This window comes from Saccharopolyspora tripterygii (assembly GCF_054778355.1).
In genome coordinates this window covers 1-16,952 of record NZ_BAAGZP010000020.1, presented here as the reverse complement: position 1 = coordinate 16,952, position 16,952 = coordinate 1, and the positions used below count along the sequence as shown (strand labels likewise).

Annotated in this window: 13 protein-coding genes, 1 pseudogene and 1 riboswitch; of the genes and pseudogenes, 8 read left to right on the top strand and 6 right to left on the bottom strand. The window is 63.5% G+C overall.

Annotated elements, in window-relative coordinates:
- Positions 1-319: 319 nt before the first annotated feature.
- A complete protein-coding gene (locus tag ACYVF3_RS15970) occupies positions 320-1,072 on the bottom strand; it encodes a CbtA family protein (RefSeq protein ID WP_461155022.1) in 753 nt (250 codons plus the stop codon).
- A gap of 12 nt (positions 1,073-1,084) precedes the next feature.
- Positions 1,085-1,276 (bottom strand): CbtB domain-containing protein, encoded by a 192-nt coding sequence (locus ACYVF3_RS15965; RefSeq protein WP_461155021.1) that lies wholly within the window; start codon positions 1,274-1,276, stop codon positions 1,085-1,087.
- 30 nt (positions 1,277-1,306) lie between these two features.
- A riboswitch (cobalamin riboswitch) is annotated at positions 1,307-1,479 on the bottom strand.
- An 84-nt stretch (positions 1,480-1,563) separates the two neighbouring features.
- On the opposite strand from ACYVF3_RS15965, the gene ACYVF3_RS15960 reads away from it, so the two are divergent.
- The 7 genes and pseudogenes from ACYVF3_RS15960 to ACYVF3_RS15930 form a co-directional block, all read left to right on the top strand.
- Entirely contained in the window at positions 1,564-2,238 is a 675-nt protein-coding gene (locus ACYVF3_RS15960) for a hypothetical protein (protein WP_461155020.1), read from the top strand.
- Between the two features lie 674 nt (positions 2,239-2,912).
- Positions 2,913-3,926, top strand: coding sequence for a C40 family peptidase (locus ACYVF3_RS15955; RefSeq protein ID WP_461155019.1), 1,014 nt, complete (start codon positions 2,913-2,915; stop codon positions 3,924-3,926).
- Positions 3,927-4,945: 1,019 nt separating this feature from the next.
- On the top strand, positions 4,946-5,320 hold the full coding sequence (locus ACYVF3_RS15950; protein WP_461155018.1) for a hypothetical protein: 375 nt from the start codon (positions 4,946-4,948) through the stop codon (positions 5,318-5,320).
- A gap of 252 nt (positions 5,321-5,572) precedes the next feature.
- Positions 5,573-6,553, top strand: coding sequence for a 2,3-diaminopropionate biosynthesis protein SbnA (gene sbnA / locus ACYVF3_RS15945; protein ID WP_461155017.1), 981 nt, complete (start codon positions 5,573-5,575; stop codon positions 6,551-6,553).
- Positions 6,550-8,817, top strand: a complete 2,268-nt coding sequence (locus ACYVF3_RS15940; RefSeq protein WP_461155016.1) for an MFS transporter — start codon at positions 6,550-6,552, stop codon at positions 8,815-8,817. Before sbnA ends, ACYVF3_RS15940 begins: the two co-directional genes overlap by 4 nt.
- A gap of 800 nt (positions 8,818-9,617) precedes the next feature.
- A complete protein-coding gene (locus ACYVF3_RS15935) occupies positions 9,618-9,977 on the top strand; it encodes a BlaI/MecI/CopY family transcriptional regulator (RefSeq protein WP_461155015.1) in 360 nt (119 codons plus the stop codon).
- Between the two features lie 356 nt (positions 9,978-10,333).
- A pseudogene (locus ACYVF3_RS15930) lies at positions 10,334-10,687 on the top strand (hypothetical protein); the annotation flags it as partial.
- Positions 10,688-11,029: 342 nt separating this feature from the next.
- Here ACYVF3_RS15930 and ACYVF3_RS15925 read toward each other — a convergent pair.
- The 3 genes from ACYVF3_RS15925 to ACYVF3_RS15915 all read right to left on the bottom strand — a co-directional run bounded on the left by ACYVF3_RS15925 (position 11,030) and on the right by ACYVF3_RS15915 (position 13,839).
- The gene (locus tag ACYVF3_RS15925) at positions 11,030-11,587 is read right to left on the bottom strand and encodes a C39 family peptidase (protein ID WP_461155014.1); all 558 of its coding nucleotides are present in this window, start codon (positions 11,585-11,587) and stop codon (positions 11,030-11,032) included.
- An 882-nt stretch (positions 11,588-12,469) separates the two neighbouring features.
- Positions 12,470-13,108, bottom strand: a complete 639-nt coding sequence (locus ACYVF3_RS15920; RefSeq protein WP_461155013.1) for a DUF305 domain-containing protein — start codon at positions 13,106-13,108, stop codon at positions 12,470-12,472.
- A gap of 32 nt (positions 13,109-13,140) precedes the next feature.
- Complete coding sequence (locus ACYVF3_RS15915) at positions 13,141-13,839, bottom strand: DUF3105 domain-containing protein (protein WP_461155012.1); 699 nt, start codon at positions 13,837-13,839, stop codon at positions 13,141-13,143.
- A gap of 1,010 nt (positions 13,840-14,849) precedes the next feature.
- Between ACYVF3_RS15915 and ctaD the strand changes: the two genes are divergently transcribed.
- A complete protein-coding gene (ctaD, locus tag ACYVF3_RS15910) occupies positions 14,850-16,592 on the top strand; it encodes an aa3-type cytochrome oxidase subunit I (protein WP_461155011.1) in 1,743 nt (580 codons plus the stop codon).
- 117 nt (positions 16,593-16,709) lie between these two features.
- Here the strand turns inward: ctaD and ACYVF3_RS15905 are convergent.
- Positions 16,710-16,952: hypothetical protein (locus ACYVF3_RS15905; protein WP_461155010.1), on the bottom strand; the 243-nt coding region annotated here is incomplete at its 5' end.

Here is a 16,952-nt window from a genome sequence, read left to right as displayed (position 1 = left end):
GTATGCACGCTCGTAACCCCCGGCATCGGACCATTTCTACTACCCGCACAGCGCATGCCAGCCTGGCCGCAAGCGGCCCCTTCGACGGCGTTGCTCTTAAGTCACCCCAAACACCTGCCGGCCGACCAACCTGAGCGCAGGTACCCTGTTCACTCTGCTATTGGCTGTTGCTGCGCTTTGTCGTGCACGTCGTGGGACGTGATCAGTAGTCGTCGCGACCCCAACCGATCGCGAATACCTGTCGGCACCCCGAATCGCACTGGCGACAAGTGGAAACACCCGCCCGACCTTGGGAGAAGACCGGGCGGGGTACCCGTCGCTATGGTGCCGTTGCCGGCGAGGCTGTCGTGGTCGGTCGTTGTTTTCGGGGCTCGTTGAGCAGGCCGAAGGCGAAACCGAGGACCGTCCACATTCCGGCGAGTTCAGCGAGTGAGGACAAGCGGAAGCGCCACAGCAACGCAGCGGGCACGTCCGGGGGTACGGGATCCGGGTTCGACGGCCAAGCCCATAGGACGAGACCGGTCAACACGATTCCTCCGGCAGCTGCCGCAGTACTGCGACGCGCCGGTGACCATCCGTGAACAGCCAGGTACCGGTGCAGGTAGCCGACCGCGTGCAGGATCGCGATACCCGCCACGATCAGCGAAAAGTACGCGACAGTACGGAAAGTGACCGTTTCCCCGTCCCCCACTCCCGGTGGGTTCGCAGGATATTTCAGCGCCGGTAGCAGCGACACGGCGAGAAACCCGGACGCAGCGAGCTGGAGGCTCCGTCCGAAGTCGGTTCGCGCGGGCAGCCGGTGTCGGTTGTGGGCGAACACGACCGCGAAGATCGTCCCGATCGCCAACCCGACGACAAGCGCGGCGACCATGCCGCCGACCACCTGGGTTGGGCGGCTGAACAACTCCTCGTGGGCGTGCTCACCGGCGGCGTGCGAGCGTGCCTCCTCGACCTCGAGCGCAGCGCGGAGCGGGGTTTCGACCAGCAGAAGCGAGAACAGCGCGGCCGTGAGGCCGGCGAGCAGCCCCGCCAGCAAGCCCCGCCGCAGGAAAGTGGCGAACGGCGAGCTCATGAGCGTCCCCGTTCAGTGGCAGGGCACGCCGAGGGCGTGCCGGCCGTCGTGAGTGAACTCGTGGATGGTGTCCGCCGCCTGCGCGAGCACCGCACCGTTTTCCTGAAGCACGACGTAGAGCACAACGATCGCGAACGCGGCCAAGGCCCAAGCCCAGACGGGAACGTGGATGCGCTGCGCAGCGGGCAGACCAGCGGTGGTCATGTCAAAACCTGCCTTCCATCTCTCGTGGAACGTGGTGTCACTGCCGCAGCCGGTCTCCTGGCTTCCGGATCAATGCTCCCCTGGCCTTCCCAGACACCGACGCGGTGTCCAGTGGCGAGATCAGGGTCGCTCCCCGGTCACAGTGGCGAGGACCACGCCGGAATTCCACCGGCTTCCCGTGCACTGCGGCAGCAGAAGAGTACGAGGAGATCGCCGAGCCCACAACAGCCGATCCCGCGACGAACCTCACTGCATCGGTTCTCCAGCACATCAGGTCCAATGCCGGGGTGCAGGATTCATCAAAAGCCGCTCTGGACCAGACCACTCGCTCGCTGGCACGCCCCCTCGCCGACGCCGACGACGTCGTGGCATGGGAATCGTACTGCGACGAGGCCAACGGATTCTTGGCGCGCGACGTGCAAGCCTGGCAGCGTTTGGCCGGGTTTCAACATCACCGCGCGGGCACGGTACTGGTGGCTTTTCGGGCTTCGTGGCTGGCGCTGTGCGCGACAGTCCCCGAACACCACTTCGCCTGGCCTGTTCCTTCGCTGGCCGAAGCATCCGTTGTGGTCGACGCGGACGGGTTGGTGCACGGCCTTGTTCTGCGTGATCGATCTTGCGCAAACGCCTGGTGGCCCAACGTTTCCCACTTCCTCGCACCGCTCACCCGTGGACTGGCGGCCATCGGCGGCCCACCAGCCGACAGCGATCAGTACTGGGGCAACGCCGTCGGCTTGATCGGCGAGGTGCTGCGACGGCTCGCCGCGAACGGGGCAGGAGGTGACGTGCTCGCCACAGCAGTGCAACTGCGCGCTGAGACTGGCCGAGCAGATCTGCTCGACTTCGGTGCGACGCAGAGCAGTTTGTGGTCCCGGCGTCGGACGTGCTGCCAGTTGTGGCGATCCGGCACTGGTTACTGCACAGAATGCCCACTCCACAACGCCCCACGCCGACAGGCGTGATGAACGCCCCAACGGCTTTGGCAACTGGGACTTCTGGCAGTACGCGAAGGAGAGCAAGGTGGCGGGCATCTTCGGCAACACCGGCCTGAACCTGCACCGAGGGCCGGAGCGCCTCGATCTCCTGGGTAGCTGTTCCTTAGTCAGCAACGGCTGCTTCACGAGGAGGGCCCGCACAACGCGGGTGGCCCGTTCCGATTTCCGAGGCCCGGGGCATGGAACGGGTTGTGAACACGGAGCACGGGGCACGCCACGGGACGGCGCAGTTCGGGCCTCGCACCGCCATCAGGGATGCCTCGCTTGATCAGGCAGACCTCACGCGTTCCGCACCGTGCTCCCGAAGACCTTCGCTTACCAGCCGAAAGCCTCACACTTGCGTCGGCCTCAACCACGAGCCCAGTATCCCGCGCGCACAGAACCGATCAGTCCATGTATTCACCAGCTGCTGACTCACCTAGCTCCTACGCGCAGAACAGAGCGTGATCGGTCAATTCCACTGCGTATCTACGATCGTGGTTAGTAGACATTCGCGGATCTTTCCAGTAGCTTTCGCGATCGGGCCGCGGGGAGCCCTCGCTGACACACCGTGAGGTGGGATCCGCTCATCGCAAGCGGAAGGTCCTGCCAGGACAGAGGAGGCTTTCGCAAACGTGGCGTCACACCGACTCAAACAGTCGATGAAGGCAGCGCTCGCGGCATCCGCGATTGCCATGATGGCCGGAACCATCGCGATCCCCGCTGGCGCGCAGCCCTCGGACCCCCTTGAGGAATACAAGAAACTCGGGGCGGACGCGGCTAAAGCCGAGGAAGACCTCAGCGACGCCGAGATGGCCATGGATTCCAACGAAGCCGAGCTGGCCAAGGCCAAAGCCTCAGTCGAACAAGCTAAGACGATCGAAGATCAAGCCCGAGGCGAGCAGGGAAAGCTCCAGGGGGAGGTCGACCGCCTTGCCGGTTCGGCCTACCGCGGCACTCGCGTGGACGAATTCACTGCTGGGCTGACCAGTAAGAACCCGGATGATTTCCTCGACCAGGCCACCATGCTCGGCGCGTTAGCCAGCGACAACAAGCAGGTGCTCAACGGATTCAAGGACGCCACTCAGCGCGCCCAACGCGCTCGTGAGCAAGCACAAGAAGCCGAGACCAGTGCCCAAGTGGCCACCGACGAAGCCGCGCGTCTCGTCGGCGAAGTCCGACAGCGCAAAAGGGATCTCGACGGCCAGATTAAAGCCGTCCGCCAGGCGCTCAATGACCTCGACGACTCCGATCGGAAACGCCTGCAAGGCCCCGTCGATGATGGCGAGTACCTCGGGCCGCCCGGGGCAGCGAACGCGGCACTGCAGGCAGCGTTGTCCAAGCGTGGTTCGGAGTACGTGTGGGGCTCGAAGGGACCAACCACCTTCGACTGTTCGGGGCTGACCCAGTGGGCCTACAAGCAGGCCGGGATCTCAATCCCACCGAGCAGCCGCACCCAGTGGTCGGTTGGCCGGTCGGTGTCCAAGGACCAGCTCCAGCCCGGCGACCTCGTGTTCTACGACGACGGGAGCGGCGATCCCTCGACGATCCACCACGTAGGGATGTATGTCGGCGACGGGAAAATCGTCGACGCACCGACCGAGGGACAGCTCGTCGACGTGCGCTCAATCAAGGGCGACGGCCACTACATCGGAGCGCGCCGGATCGTGGGCTGACCGCACCCCACACCACCCTTGTCACGACCCCAGATCAGTCCAAAGCAGACCGGCAATCAAAGCGGTTCTGATAGATAGGCCGGCGGTGCTGATCCCAACGTCGAGAAGTCGAGCACCAAGATGAGGCGGTCCGGCCGCAGACGCCCGCAAAGTCAGGACGGTCGGACCGGCGCATTCGCTGCAACAGCTGGAATCTCCGCGAGTCAACCACTAGGCCGTTTGGCGGGGTCGACGTTGTAGCACGTTTAGGACTGGGCACCCCCACCACCTAGCACAATGCGAACAAGGCCAAGAGTGTGATCCGGCTGGCGCTGGCAACTCGGACACGAATCATCCTCGACTTCGCGATAAGTGCGGGTTCACATGCGCGCGGCCGCGCCTGACCCGTCTCTGCCACCTTCACCCTCCACCTCTTTCCAGCGCCTGACCTCGATTGCAGCAGCGGACAGCGGGCGCCAGCAGAAGACATTTCCATACTGCTCCAGCGATGGAACCCTTGTTCGAATTGCTCGGCATTCGCCTCGGCGCGTCGGGCAGTTTTCGCCGACTCGCGTCGCGCAGCTGAACACAGTACTGGCTTCTCCGGAGGAGTTGCCCCGGCCGGGGCCGACCTGCTATCGACCGGATCTTCAGACGCGTTCGTTGCGAGCGACTACCGTGCGCCCCAACACGCTCCGCATCTGACACGCTACCCCGGATGACGGCTACGCTCCTTGATCGACTATGGTCAGTAGTACTGCTTTCGCCCCTCATCGGAATAGCACTTGAACCTAGCCTTGGCTTTCCCAAGTGACTACGGAAATGAAATGCCTTCGCCTCATGCAGGAAACCCATCGTGCGAGAGATGACGTGCCAGTTAGCGAGCGTCCGGACCCACTCCTAGTGTGGTGGCCGTGAGGAAGCCAACCGCAGGGCAACACAACCGGGGGAAGTTTCTTGCACTTCCCCTGCTACTTTGCTTCCTCGTCGTCCCATTCGTACTGCTGCCAGCACATTGCCTTCGCGCGCACGCTAGCGAGATGCTGACCTCAGCGTTTGCTGCAGCCCACGAAGAAAGTGCCCTTGATCCGCACCACGCCACAGAAGCCGTTCATACGGCACCACCGACGTCTGTCGACAACACCTTGTCGACGGATCACGATGAGCGGGGCCACGAAGGCCCCTACTGCGATGCACGCCCGCACTACATCAGTATCGCTGTCGGTCGATCACTTGCCGAGATGCTGCTTGACCTGGCCTTTCTTTACCTTGCGCTAGCCGCTGCCACTCTCGCGATCGGACGCTCCATTCGCCTTGCCGGATGGGGATTGTTCCTCCGAAAGTGGCCATCAAGGCCGAACTGGATACCGTCCAGCAGGGCCTTCCTGTCACTGGTGAGCATCTCGCGAACCTGATTCACATCGGTCAGTGCTCATTCAGGTGAACATCGGGTTATTCTAACCCTAATTCGCGCACCTATTGTAGTCATCCCGCTTCCAGCGGAGCTGCCGCCGCCTGCGACGAGCACGCCGGTCCAAGCGCAACTGCATCCCAAACCTGGGATATCGGTACTCGAAGGCGCCCCTTTCACGCGCACGAGTTCACCTCTCGCTCATCTTCTCGCACCCGGCTTGTCGTCGGCGTGCACCCAAAATCAGGAGGCTCGCGTGATCCACGATTCCGTGATCGACTGCGTTGGATCGACCCCGATGGTCCGGCTCAACCGATGCTTTCCCGAACCCGACGTGGAAGTACTCGCCAAGCTGGAGCTACTCAACCCCGGCGGAAGCATGAAGGACCGGCCAGCCCGGTTCATCGTCGAACAAGGAATCCGGAACGGAACCCTTCGGCCCGGCATGCGGTTGGTGGAGAGCACCTCCGGAAACCTGGGCATTGCCCTGGCGATGGTGGCCGATCTGCATGGCCTTTCCTTCACCGCCGTGGTGGATCCGAAGACGTCGCCGACGAACCTGCGGCTCTTGGAACTTTTCGGTGCTGATGTCGAGATGGTGACCGAACCCGACGAAGCCGGCGGTTACCTGCACACCCGAGTCCGCCGCGCCCGCGAGCTGGTCACCTCGATGCCCAACGCGGTGCAGATCAACCAGTACGCCAACGAACTCAACTGGCGCGCCTACCACGAGACAGCGGGTAAGGAGATCCTCCAGACAGTGGACGGACCGGTGGACTACCTCGTGGCAGCGGTATCGACGACGGGTTCCATTCAGGGGATCGCACGTCGCCTGCGCATGGAACACCCAAATCTCAAGGTCATCGCCGTGGATGCCATCGGCTCTGTCATCTTCGGAGCACCAGCTGCACCCCGCCAGATTCCCGGTTTCGGGGCCAGCCGGGTTCCCGAGATCCTCAACGAGGAGGAGATCGACGGCGTTCTGCATATTGCCGACGCGGAATCGGCAGCGGGATGCCGACGCCTGTTGAGCACGGAGAAGATCTTTGCTGGGGGTTCCGCCGGCGCTGCGATCGCGGGCATCGAATATCTGATCTCGAGGCTGAATGAGCCAGCGCGCATCGTCACGGTTCTGCCGGACCGGGGTGAGCGCTACCTCGACCTCGTCTACAACGACGAGTGGGTCGCGAATCTCCCCGACCCGTGGCAGGAGCCGGAAGCGGCGGTCATCTCATGACACGCACACTCCAGGCCAAACCGCAGAGAAGCCCAGCGCATCACCATGCCTCCGACGACGGCCGTAGGAATCTGCTCCTGCTGTGGGCAGGGCAGTTCGTCAACACCGCCGGCCTGATGATGCTGGTACCGATCATGCCCTTCTACATGGAGCAGATCGGCACCACCACTACCGCCGAAACCCAAACCTGGGCCGGGGTGGCCATCGCCGCCCCCGCCCTGGCCCTCACCGTCGCCACACCACTGTGGGGCCGACTCGGCGACCGAATTGGCCGCAAATGGATGGTCGTACGCGCTCTGGTAGGCCTGGCGGTAGCCATGCTCGTCATGGCCACCGCCACCACCCCACTGCTTCTCGTCGCCGGACGACTCCTCCAAGGCACACTCGGCGGCGTCGTCGAAGCCGCCGCCGCCTTCGCCGGATCAACCGGCTCCGACAAAAAACGTGGCTCTTCACTCGGGAAATCCTTCAGCGCCACCGCAGCCGGAGCCCTCGCCGGCCCGATCGCCGGCGGACTCTTCGTCGGCAGCGGCGGACTAGCACAACTCATGATCGCCATCGCCGGCGCCGCTGCAGCACTAGCCATCGCCTGCGCAATCGGGCTACGCGAATCCAAGCGGGAACCCGGTAAGGAAGCCGACTCACCGAAGAAGGACCGTGCACCTCCCTCGGCGATGCGGGTGCCGGGTGCTGTTCCACTGGCGTTGGCAGCGGCATGCACATACTTCGGTGTCTACGGGCTTATCCCGGTCTTCGCCGAGCACGTCCGCGGAATCGTCGCCGAACCGAACGCGGCGAGCCTGTGGGTCGGCGTGCTCCATTCAGTGATGTGGGGCGCGACCTTGATCGGATCACTCTGGTGGGGCAAACACAACGACCTCACCCACCGCCCTGTACGCACCTTCGCTCTCGCGGCGGCGGGTTCCGCTGCAAGCATCACGATCCTCAGCCTGCCGCTCGACCCGTTCGCACTCATCCCGTTCCGGCTAGTGCAAGGCTTCTGCTTCGCAGCCCTCGCCCAGTCACTGTTCCTGCACTTCAGCAAACACGCCCCAAGCGAGAACAAGAGCGCCTTCGTCAGCACCGCCAACAGCTACCTCCTCATCGGCCAATCCGCCGGCCCACTGATGGCCGGCCCCATGGTGGGAGCACTGCCGGTAGCCGGAACGGTCCTAGTGATGGCAGCAATGTGCGGAGTCGGCGCCGTCCTGACACTCGGGCCGGCACGTGTCGAGAAGCACTCGGCGAACGATGTCGACGAGGAGGTCGCCGAAAGACGGCCCGACTCCCCAGCAGACGGAACCATGCCCCTTCCGGTCGTCACCGAACCAGTTCGCAACGGCATCACGATCGTTCCCTACTGCGGTTGGCACGTCGCTCCCCACAGGCTCGGCACGCTCGCCGCTCGTTATGCGACGCCGTGGGACCAAAATGGCGAAGCCCTGCCTGACGAGGCTGCACGCACCTTTCACGCCTGGCAGCGAAGCGGCGCGCTCTTCCGCAACCACCAGCCGGCCTTCTACGCCTACGACCAAAGCGGCCCACGCGGAACGCTGCGCGGCGTGCTCGGAACAGTCCACCTCGACAGCCGACTCCTCCCCCACCAAGACGTAATCCCCGAACGCATCGACGGCGCAGTCGATCTCATGCACGAAGGTGCGATGAATCTCAACCCCCTGTTGCTCGGCTACTCCGGCGATGGCCGGACGACCGCCTGCCTGGCACGAGCATCCCGGGAAGCACCCGTGTCAGAGATTCTCGCCGACGACGGGCAACTTCACCGCGTATGGCGCATCGCCGACCGCGGCGCCCAGGATGAGATCATCGGCGAGCTCAGATGCCGTGCTGCCTTCATCGCCGATGGTCACCACCGTCACGCCGCCGCGCGGCAGCTCCGCCGCGCGTACTACGCCACGGGCAACGGACCAGGCCCGTGGGACTACGCCGCCGGGATCCTCGTTGACGTCAAGCGCAATCCGATGCAGCTGGCGCCCATGCACCGCGTGCTCCCGTACGCGGATCCGCAGGCTGCGCTGAAGACGGCATCGACTCGATTCCGCATTCGACCACTGCGCGGGGAACTCCGACAATGGCTGCCTGTGCTCAAAGAACACGCACGCAGCGGCCCAGCCTTTGTTGTTGCAACGCCAGAAGGTGCGTTCCTGCTGAGCGGGCCGAACCGAGCTCTCCCAGACGCCAGCCTCAGCAACTGCCCGCCGGCGCTTCGGCCGAGATGCACCTGCCGATCCTCCACAACCTCCTGATCGACGAGCTGTGGCGAGTACCGGACTTGCCCGAGTACGTCTCTTACGAAGACAGCGCGATCAACGCGGTCCGCCGGGTACAACGGCAGGGAGGCATTGCCGTCCTCCTCACCCCACCTACCCAGAAAGATCTCCGAACTGCCGCGGCGGCAGGAATTCGCCTACCCCGGAAGTCCACGTCATTCGGACCGAAGCCCCACCCTGGCCTGGTCTTCCGCACTATCGAGAAGCGGTGAACTCATGGCTGCACGACAACTGTAGATCGTTTGGCACCCGGTAGTTGAGCCAGCAGATTCGAGTTGACTGCCACATCCAGTGGCCAGGGCACCTCGCGCCGATGCCCTCGGGCGGTGACGCATCTCAAACTCCGAGCTCCGCCGGGGCTCGGGGCACCGTCGCTCCACCTCGCCATTTGGATCGCGGGTGTCAAAGACAGGTCGCTTGGCTCCGCCGCAACACACGGAGGGTCGGCGGTCCTTGCTCGCCGCGATGGGCATTGCCGTGATGACCGGTGGCTTGCTTCTCGCGTCCGGAGCGGCCACCGATCTGACTACCCACACCATCAGCTGTTCAGCACCAGCCTGACCGCTTGGAACACCGTTCATAGGATTGAACACCAGCAGATCGGTGATGCGGTCCACAAGGCTGTTGGAGCTGATGAAACACATCAACCCGCACGGCCTGCCGAATACGACCAGCTCGACTCGCCCGCTTGCCCTGATCCGCAAAAGGACCTCACGCGGGCCTCGTTCCGAGACCTGGTGCGACGCCGTATCGTAGTGCTACGAGCAGGAGGTGACATGCAAGGTTTGGGCGAGCTCGAAGGCGCCGTAATGGACGTGCTGTGGCGCGAGTACGGCCCGATGTCGGTTCGCGAGATGTTGATCGAACTCAACGAGACTCGCAACCTCGCGTACACGACGGTCATGACGGTGATGGACAACCTGCACCGCAAGGGCTGGGTCGAGCGTGAGATGCACAACCGCGCCTACCAGTACACCCCGGCCAACTCGCGTGAAGAAGCAGCCGCTCGGGCGTTGCGCGAAATGCTAGATTCCAGCGGCAACCCGGAAGGGGTTCTGCTGCACTTCGCGAAGTCGACGTCAGAGGATGAGTCCGCAGCCCTGCGGCGCGGTCTGAGGCGTCGGCCGAAGCAATGATCCTCGCGCTGTGGGACCTCCTTCGGCGCCCCCGCCGTTCAGCCAAATCTGCTACCGCTGCGCCTTGCAGGCGCTCGCCGATCAGGACGTTGCGCGTCATATATCCCCGGATAGCAGCGCTGGCAGCTGAGAGAAACGCGCAAGCTGACCTTGGCTGCAAACCGTTAGCAAGAGGTCCACTTCGGACTCTTGCTACTGCGAAAAAGGATCGCCATCAGCCTCGCTGGGCAACCCTCACGCAGATCTGGGCATACGTTCCGAAACGGCACTCATTCTACTGCCACATATAGTAGATGGCCTGGCTCGCGCCACGTACGCTCGTGCGTGGTACGCCCGTGACCAAGGCAACGCCCTAGGTGACCTTCGTCAACGCTCCGCAGCTGGCCGAGGAGCTGGGCGTTCAGGTCGAGATCAAGACGACCTCGGAGAGCCCGAACCACCGCAGCGTCGTGTCGCTGCGCGCACACATGGCCGACGGCACCACCGCGGTCGCCTCCGGTGCCCTGTCGGGCCCGAACCAGGTCGAGAAGCTGATCGAGGTCAACGGTCGGCACTTCGACCTGCGGGCCCAGGGCAACGTGCTGCTGCGCGTGGACCGTCCGGTCGAGCAGGGTGTGCTGGAGCCGATCGGCGCCGCCGTGGGTGTGCATCGTCAGCCTCCACTAACACGGTGGAGGGACTTTGCCACAAACATCCACTATGTGACATAGTTTTAGAACGGTGAGCTCCTCCCCCTGGCTCGCCGCCCCGAAGGGCACGGATCCTCTGATAGCACCTCGGACACGAGGATCCGTGCCCTCTTTCACGCCAGTTGGAATTCCAGCTTCCATATCGTCGACCTCAGCAACAGTCGTCGAACACTCTGCACGACGGAGTGCAACTCGAGTCATCGCTCAACTTTAATCGGGCCAGGCTCGGCGGCCGGCACCGGTTTCACCGCTTACTCCGCGGGCCGTAGCATCGGGCGCCGACCAGGAGGTCCCAATTTCTTGCACGGTGGAGGCCCGTCGAAATTCGACGGGCCTCAGCCACCTTCCAGAAGATGCTGTCGATCAGGCAGCATATCCCTTGGTCTGGATCAATGACGCGAGCTGGTCCAGACTCAGCCAGTGCTCCGTGATTCCGCTGAACCTCGCCGAATCGGAAATGTGCACCGTCTTGTTCTCCGCGTTGTAACCAACGACCGACACGTAGTGGTAGATCGTCTGGTCCGCAGGATAGCCAGGCGGTTGATTGCCGGGCGCCGCGACGATGTTGGTCACCGTCGCCTTGCCGGCATCAACGTTGCGGACGACATCGGACCACAACTCATTCTTCATCTCAGGCGTGATCGGACGCCCAGCCCACTCCTTGGTCACGTACGGAGCACGAGTCCCCTCGAGCCTCTTGTTGAGCACATCAACGAACTGACTGATGTGATCGGTGCCGTTCTCCGTGGTACCGAGTTCGTTGGCCAGCGCGGCCTGGCTTGGGAGATCCTTCGTCACGGCAGACAGGGCGATGCGGGCCGCAGCTGGACCACACCAGTATCCGGTTTCCTGCGCTTGGTAGTCGACGGCGAGCGACTTGGTGACGGCTTGCGGGCGGACCTCGGGAGCACTCGGCGCCACCGCCTCCGGAACCGCAGCAGGTGCCCGAAGTACCCCCGGAGCCGGAGGTGCTTGCCCGGCGGCCCGGACCTGCGAGTTGACCGTGGCCGGCTCTGGATCCGCGCCCGCAACTAACGGGTAACCGATGGCCAGGACGGCGCTGCCGGCGATGGCCGCGCAGAGGGCCCTGCCAGACAGCTTGCTAGTACGAGCGTCGCTACCCGAGCGCGGGCTGAGCTTGTGAGCGAGGGCACGGACTTCGGCCTTTGGGGAGCGGCCGTCCGTCTGTCGACGCTGATGCATGAGTGCCTTTCGGGGGTCGGGGAAGTTCCAGTCACCACCGCCGGGGGTGCGGCGACCTCCCCAAGGAGGCGTCGTGACCGAATCGTGATGTACGACCGCCAAAGTAACTGAAAGTTACGGCAACTTCAACGCATAGCCCATTCGGGTCATTCTCAGGAGTGCATCGACTCCCCTCTGTAGCGGGCAGGTGAAGATCATCACCTGCGTTTTGCGACCACTTCCGATACGCCACACGCGTGGGAAGGATGCAGTCGCTGGAGCGGACGTGGTGAACATGGTGCCGCTCGTCGACGCTCGGAAGCAGAACTTCAGGGCTTTGCTAGCGACTACTTGTGAGACGCGGTGCGTCTGGGGCTGTTGCGGGCCGGGTTTTCCATCGTCCAGTTCGGGCAGAGGCAGACGATCACTGGCCCTTCACTTGGAGGTAGTCCACCAGCTCGTGGGGACCAGGAGCACCGACACGAATACCCTCATCGAGAAGAAGTAGGTCACGATCGTAAGACCGTTCTGACCCGTTACCGTCCATGACAACCGGCTCGTCGGGTGGCCTTGAAGATGGTTTCAGTTCCCAGGAATTGGCCCGAGGGTCGGCTGTCACAGTCAATTCGGCATGGGGAGGGGGTGAGCCCCACGCCCTGCGAGCATCTGGGTCATGACGTTGATCTCGGAGCTCTGCGCATTCACCATCTGTTGAGCCAGGTTACGCACCTGAGGCTGTTCAGCACGTTCCGCGGCCTCACGCATCATGGGCGCTCCGCCCTGGTGGTGTCGAATCATGAGCTGGAGGAAGAACGCGTCGAATTCTGGCTCTGGCAACGAGCGCAACTTCGCAAGCTCGTCGGCGGACGCCATGCCCGGCATCATGGCCGATGCTCGCGCGCTCTGACCGTGCTGGCCGTGCGATGCGTTCTGACGCATCCAGGTCATATACGCACCGGGCGGGAGGTCAGGCTCGTTCCACAAACTCAGCCAGCCCTTCATCCGACCGGTCTGCTCGAGCTGGGATGTTTCGATATCGAAGGCCAACTGCCTGACGGCGGGGTCCATACTTCTTTCCCGCGCGACATTGGCCATCTGCACTCCTTGCAGGTGGTGCACACTCATGTCCTGGGCGAAGCCGACATCCACCAAGCCGGACGCTTTCGTCGCCTCTCGATCCGGTGTCGCGACGAACAACACACCTGCGGCGACGAGAAGTCCAACGGCAAGCGCGACACCTGCAGCGAGGCCGATCCGCACAGGACGTGATGCTGATTTCCAAGCCATCGCACTCACATCCAATTGACTTGACCAGGCCGCTGAACTTCGCCTGGGTTCCTCCCCGCGGCCATGGGCACGGCACCCGGGCCAGGTGGAGTCGGGTCGAAGGGTGGCGGCGCGTCGGGGTCGAACTGCCCCGGCCCCAAGGCGTCGCACGAGGCCCCGACCTCCGGGTGGGTGTACTGGTTGGCACGGGTGGCCCGAACGAATTGGCCAACTCGCGCGTCAGCGGCGCTGTCCACCTTGAGCTGGCGGCCCCACGATTGCAACGAGATCGGCTTGTCCAGGCCCGGATAGGGTGACATCGTCAGATACTGCTGTCCGTCAACCATCTTCCGCAGAACGTCAACACCAGCACTGTCAACGCGCTCCGGGTTGTACGTGATCCACACAGCGCCGTGCTCTAGCGAGTGGACGAGGTTCTCCGTCCGAACCGGACTGTCGTAGACCACTCCGTTGCAGGCGGCCCAGGCGCCGTCATGTGGGCCACCGAACGGCGGACTTGCGCCGTAGTTGACCCGCTGAGCAGGCTCCACATGCTTGCCGGCCTCGTAGTCCTTCACGGTGATGCCTGAAATATTTCGTGCCGGGTCTCGGTTCGACTCCGAGGGCGTCCACGGGGCGACCGCGGCTTCTTGCTCGGTTTTCGCTGAGTACCGCACGTAGACATACCCGAAGATACCGCCAGCGAACACCACGACGACTGTCACCGCTGCGATCATGATCCAGGGAATGGTCCTTCCCCGTGCCGCTACGACAGCGTTCCTTCCCGGCTGCCTTCCGCTTGCCATCGCGTCCGCCTCGCGTTCGTTGATTACTAGTTTCGATAGTACCTATCCCGGAGTCCGAACTCTACTTGGTTTGCCGGGTCGGACCGCAACAGCGGCCTCGGGCGCAACACACCGGAGCGATAACATCCGGAGATTTTCCTGCCTGGATAGGTCAAAGCAGGAGCGATCGAACGTCGCACGAGTCCGCGATCCGCTGTTCCAGGTTCCTTTCCGCTAGCGCACGTCGGCAAGGAGGTTGACACCCCGCGTCGGTCGTCTTTTTTGCGCACGTACTTCGGCCCGCCAGTCCTCGCCGCGAGCCTTGGCAGCTTGCGCCGCGGACTGCGACGGGTCCGTCCATTACTTCGCTGTTGTCCGCCGCCCTCCCCTTGAGAGCGGCCGCACAGGCAAGGAAGCGTTCGCAAGGTCATCGACCCGGCTTCCATGCCCCTAATCTGCTCGCTCTGCGGTGCGACACTTCGGCAGCAGCAACCTACGCTTCAGTTCTGACTGTGTTCTGGCATCTCGCTCAGGTGCGGGTAGCGCCCCTCTCGCCAGAGCCGCTGGGCGAGTCGGTGTGTGACCGAAACTGCCGCAACTCCACCACGGAAGTCGAAATTACGCTCCGCAGTAGACGCTCCAACTGGCGAAACGCCACGCCCGAGGTCTTTCCTCATCGTCAGAAACTCGGCTCGCGGTCGGCCGGAAACGACACAGCCTGACCACCACGAAGGCTCGCTCCGGTGAGGCCAACGTGAGCTCCACGCAGCCCGGAAGCGCGACCGACTTGTCATTCGAACACCCATCTACTAGCTGCTCTAGTACCGGCTACTATCAGGCGCAGTAGGGAAGGTAGTGTGCCTACAGCAGGGTTGGTGAGTGATACCGCAGGACTCCGGGGTTCCCTGCTCAGCCACTTCAGCGGTGGGCTCAATGGTCAGGAGGCAAGATTGACAACGGTGGCACCACGGCCGACACCTACCCGGCCTTACCCGAAACGCAAGGTGGCTAAGGGGGCGTTCCTGGCGCGGATGTTCCGCACCACGGACCACAAGCAGATCGGCATCCTCTACCTGGTCACCTCGATGGCGTTCTTCATGGTCGGCGGCCTCATGGCGATGCTGATCCGCGGCGAACTCGCTAAACCAGGGCTGCAGTTCGTGTCGCAGGAGCAGTACAACCAGCTGTTCACCATGCACGGCACGATCATGCTGCTGCTGTACGCGACGCCGATCCTGTTCGGCTTCGCGAACTACATCCTTCCGCTGCAGATCGGTTCGCCCGACGTCGCGTTCCCACGGCTGAACGCCCTGGGCTACTGGCTGTACTTGTTCGGCGGCCTGACTGTCGTCGCCGGATTCCTGACCCCTGGTGGGGCGGCCGACTTCGGCTGGTTCGCCTACACCCCGCTGTCAAGCGCGATCTACTCGCCCGGCGCCGGCGCTGATCTGTGGATTTCAGGCCTGCTGGTCAGTGGCCTCGGTACGATCCTCGGCGCGGTGAACATGATCACCACCGTGGTCTGCCTGCGCGCGCCCGGTATGACGATGTTCCGGATGCCGATCTTCACCTGGAACATCATGGTCACCAGCGTGCTGATCCTGATGGCGTTCCCGATCCTCACCGCCGCGCTGCTCGGCCTCATGGCCGACCGCCACCTGGGCGCCCACGTCTTCGACCCCGCCAACGGCGGCGTCATCCTGTGGCAGCACCTGTTCTGGTTCTTCGGGCACCCCGAGGTCTACATCGTCGCGCTGCCGTTCTTCGGCATCGTCTCCGAGATCTTCCCGGTGTTCAGCCGCAAGCCGCTGTTCGGCTACTCGGGCCTGGTCTACGCGACCCTGGGCATCGCCGCGCTGTCGGTCGTCGTGTGGGCGCACCACATGTACGCCACCGGCGCCGTCATGCTCCCGTTCTTCGCGTTCACCACCTTCCTGATCGCGATCCCGACCGGTGTGAAGTTCTTCAACTGGATCGGCACCATGTGGAAGGGGCAGATGACCTTCGAGACGCCGATGATCTTCAGCGTCGGCTTCCTGGTCACGTTCCTCTTCGGTGGTCTCACCGGCGTCCTGCTGGCCATGCCGCCGGTCGACTTCCACGTGTCGGACACCTACTTCGTGGTCGCCCACTTCCACTACGTGCTCTACGGCACGATCGTGTTCGCCACCTTCGCCGGCATCTACTTCTGGTTCCCGAAGATGACGGGCCGGATGATGGACGAGCGGCTCGGCAAGCTGCACTTCTGGCTGACCTTCATCGGCTTCCACGCCACGTTCCTCGTCCAGCACTGGCTGGGCAACGAGGGCATGCCGCGCCGGTACGCCGACTACCTGGAGTCCGACGGCTTCACCACGCTGAACACCATCTCCACGATCGGCGCGTTCATCCTGGGCGCCTCGATGCTTCCGTTCCTCTACAACATCTTCAAGAGCTACCGCTACGGCGAAATCGCCGAGGTCGACGACCCGTGGGGCTACGGCAACTCCCTCGAGTGGGCCACGTCCTGCCCGCCGCCGCGGCACAACTTCAAGGAGCTGCCGCGGATCCGCTCCGAGCGGCCCGCGTTCGAGCTGCACTACCCGCACATCTCCGAGCGGATGCGGCTGGAAGCACACCTGTCCCTCACCGGTAAGACCCTCACTCACACCACCAAGGACAAACGCGACAAGCACCGGTCGATCGACGAATGATTATCGAAACGCGAACCACCCTATAGCCCTGCCGGGTCACGAAAGTTCGATCGTTCGGCAACGTCACACGCGGAACCGCTCGACGACATCGCGCAGCGCGGCCGACAGTCGATCCACCTACTCTCGGAGTGTGAACACTGCGGGAATCACTCGGACACAACTCCCGTTGACCGGCCCATCCCGCTCGACGGTGAAGATGCCATATCTGTCGAAGAGGTACTCGCTGATTGCTTTGTTGTCCGCCTTGGACGTCCGCCCCGTAACGCGGAAGCTCATGATCGCACCGTACATTGATGGGAAGTGGGGCTGCTGAAGGTTTCTGTGACGGTTGGTCAGGCGGCTTGGTGGGTCGTTGTGGTC

Excerpts from the sequence above, each read along its gene's own strand:
- ACYVF3_RS15940 (WP_461155016.1), top strand. The coding sequence starts at position 6,550 with ATGACACGCACACTCCAGGCCAAACCGCAGAGAAGCCCAGCGCATCAC.
- ACYVF3_RS15970 (WP_461155022.1), bottom strand. The coding sequence starts at position 1,072 with ATGAGCTCGCCGTTCGCCACTTTCCTGCGGCGGGGCTTGCTGGCGGGG.
- ACYVF3_RS15935 (WP_461155015.1), top strand. The coding sequence starts at position 9,618 with ATGCAAGGTTTGGGCGAGCTCGAAGGCGCCGTAATGGACGTGCTGTGG.
- ACYVF3_RS15955 (WP_461155019.1), top strand. The coding sequence starts at position 2,913 with ATGAAGGCAGCGCTCGCGGCATCCGCGATTGCCATGATGGCCGGAACC.
- ACYVF3_RS15950 (WP_461155018.1), top strand. The coding sequence starts at position 4,946 with ATGCTGACCTCAGCGTTTGCTGCAGCCCACGAAGAAAGTGCCCTTGAT.
- ACYVF3_RS15965 (WP_461155021.1), bottom strand. The coding sequence starts at position 1,276 with ATGACCACCGCTGGTCTGCCCGCTGCGCAGCGCATCCACGTTCCCGTC.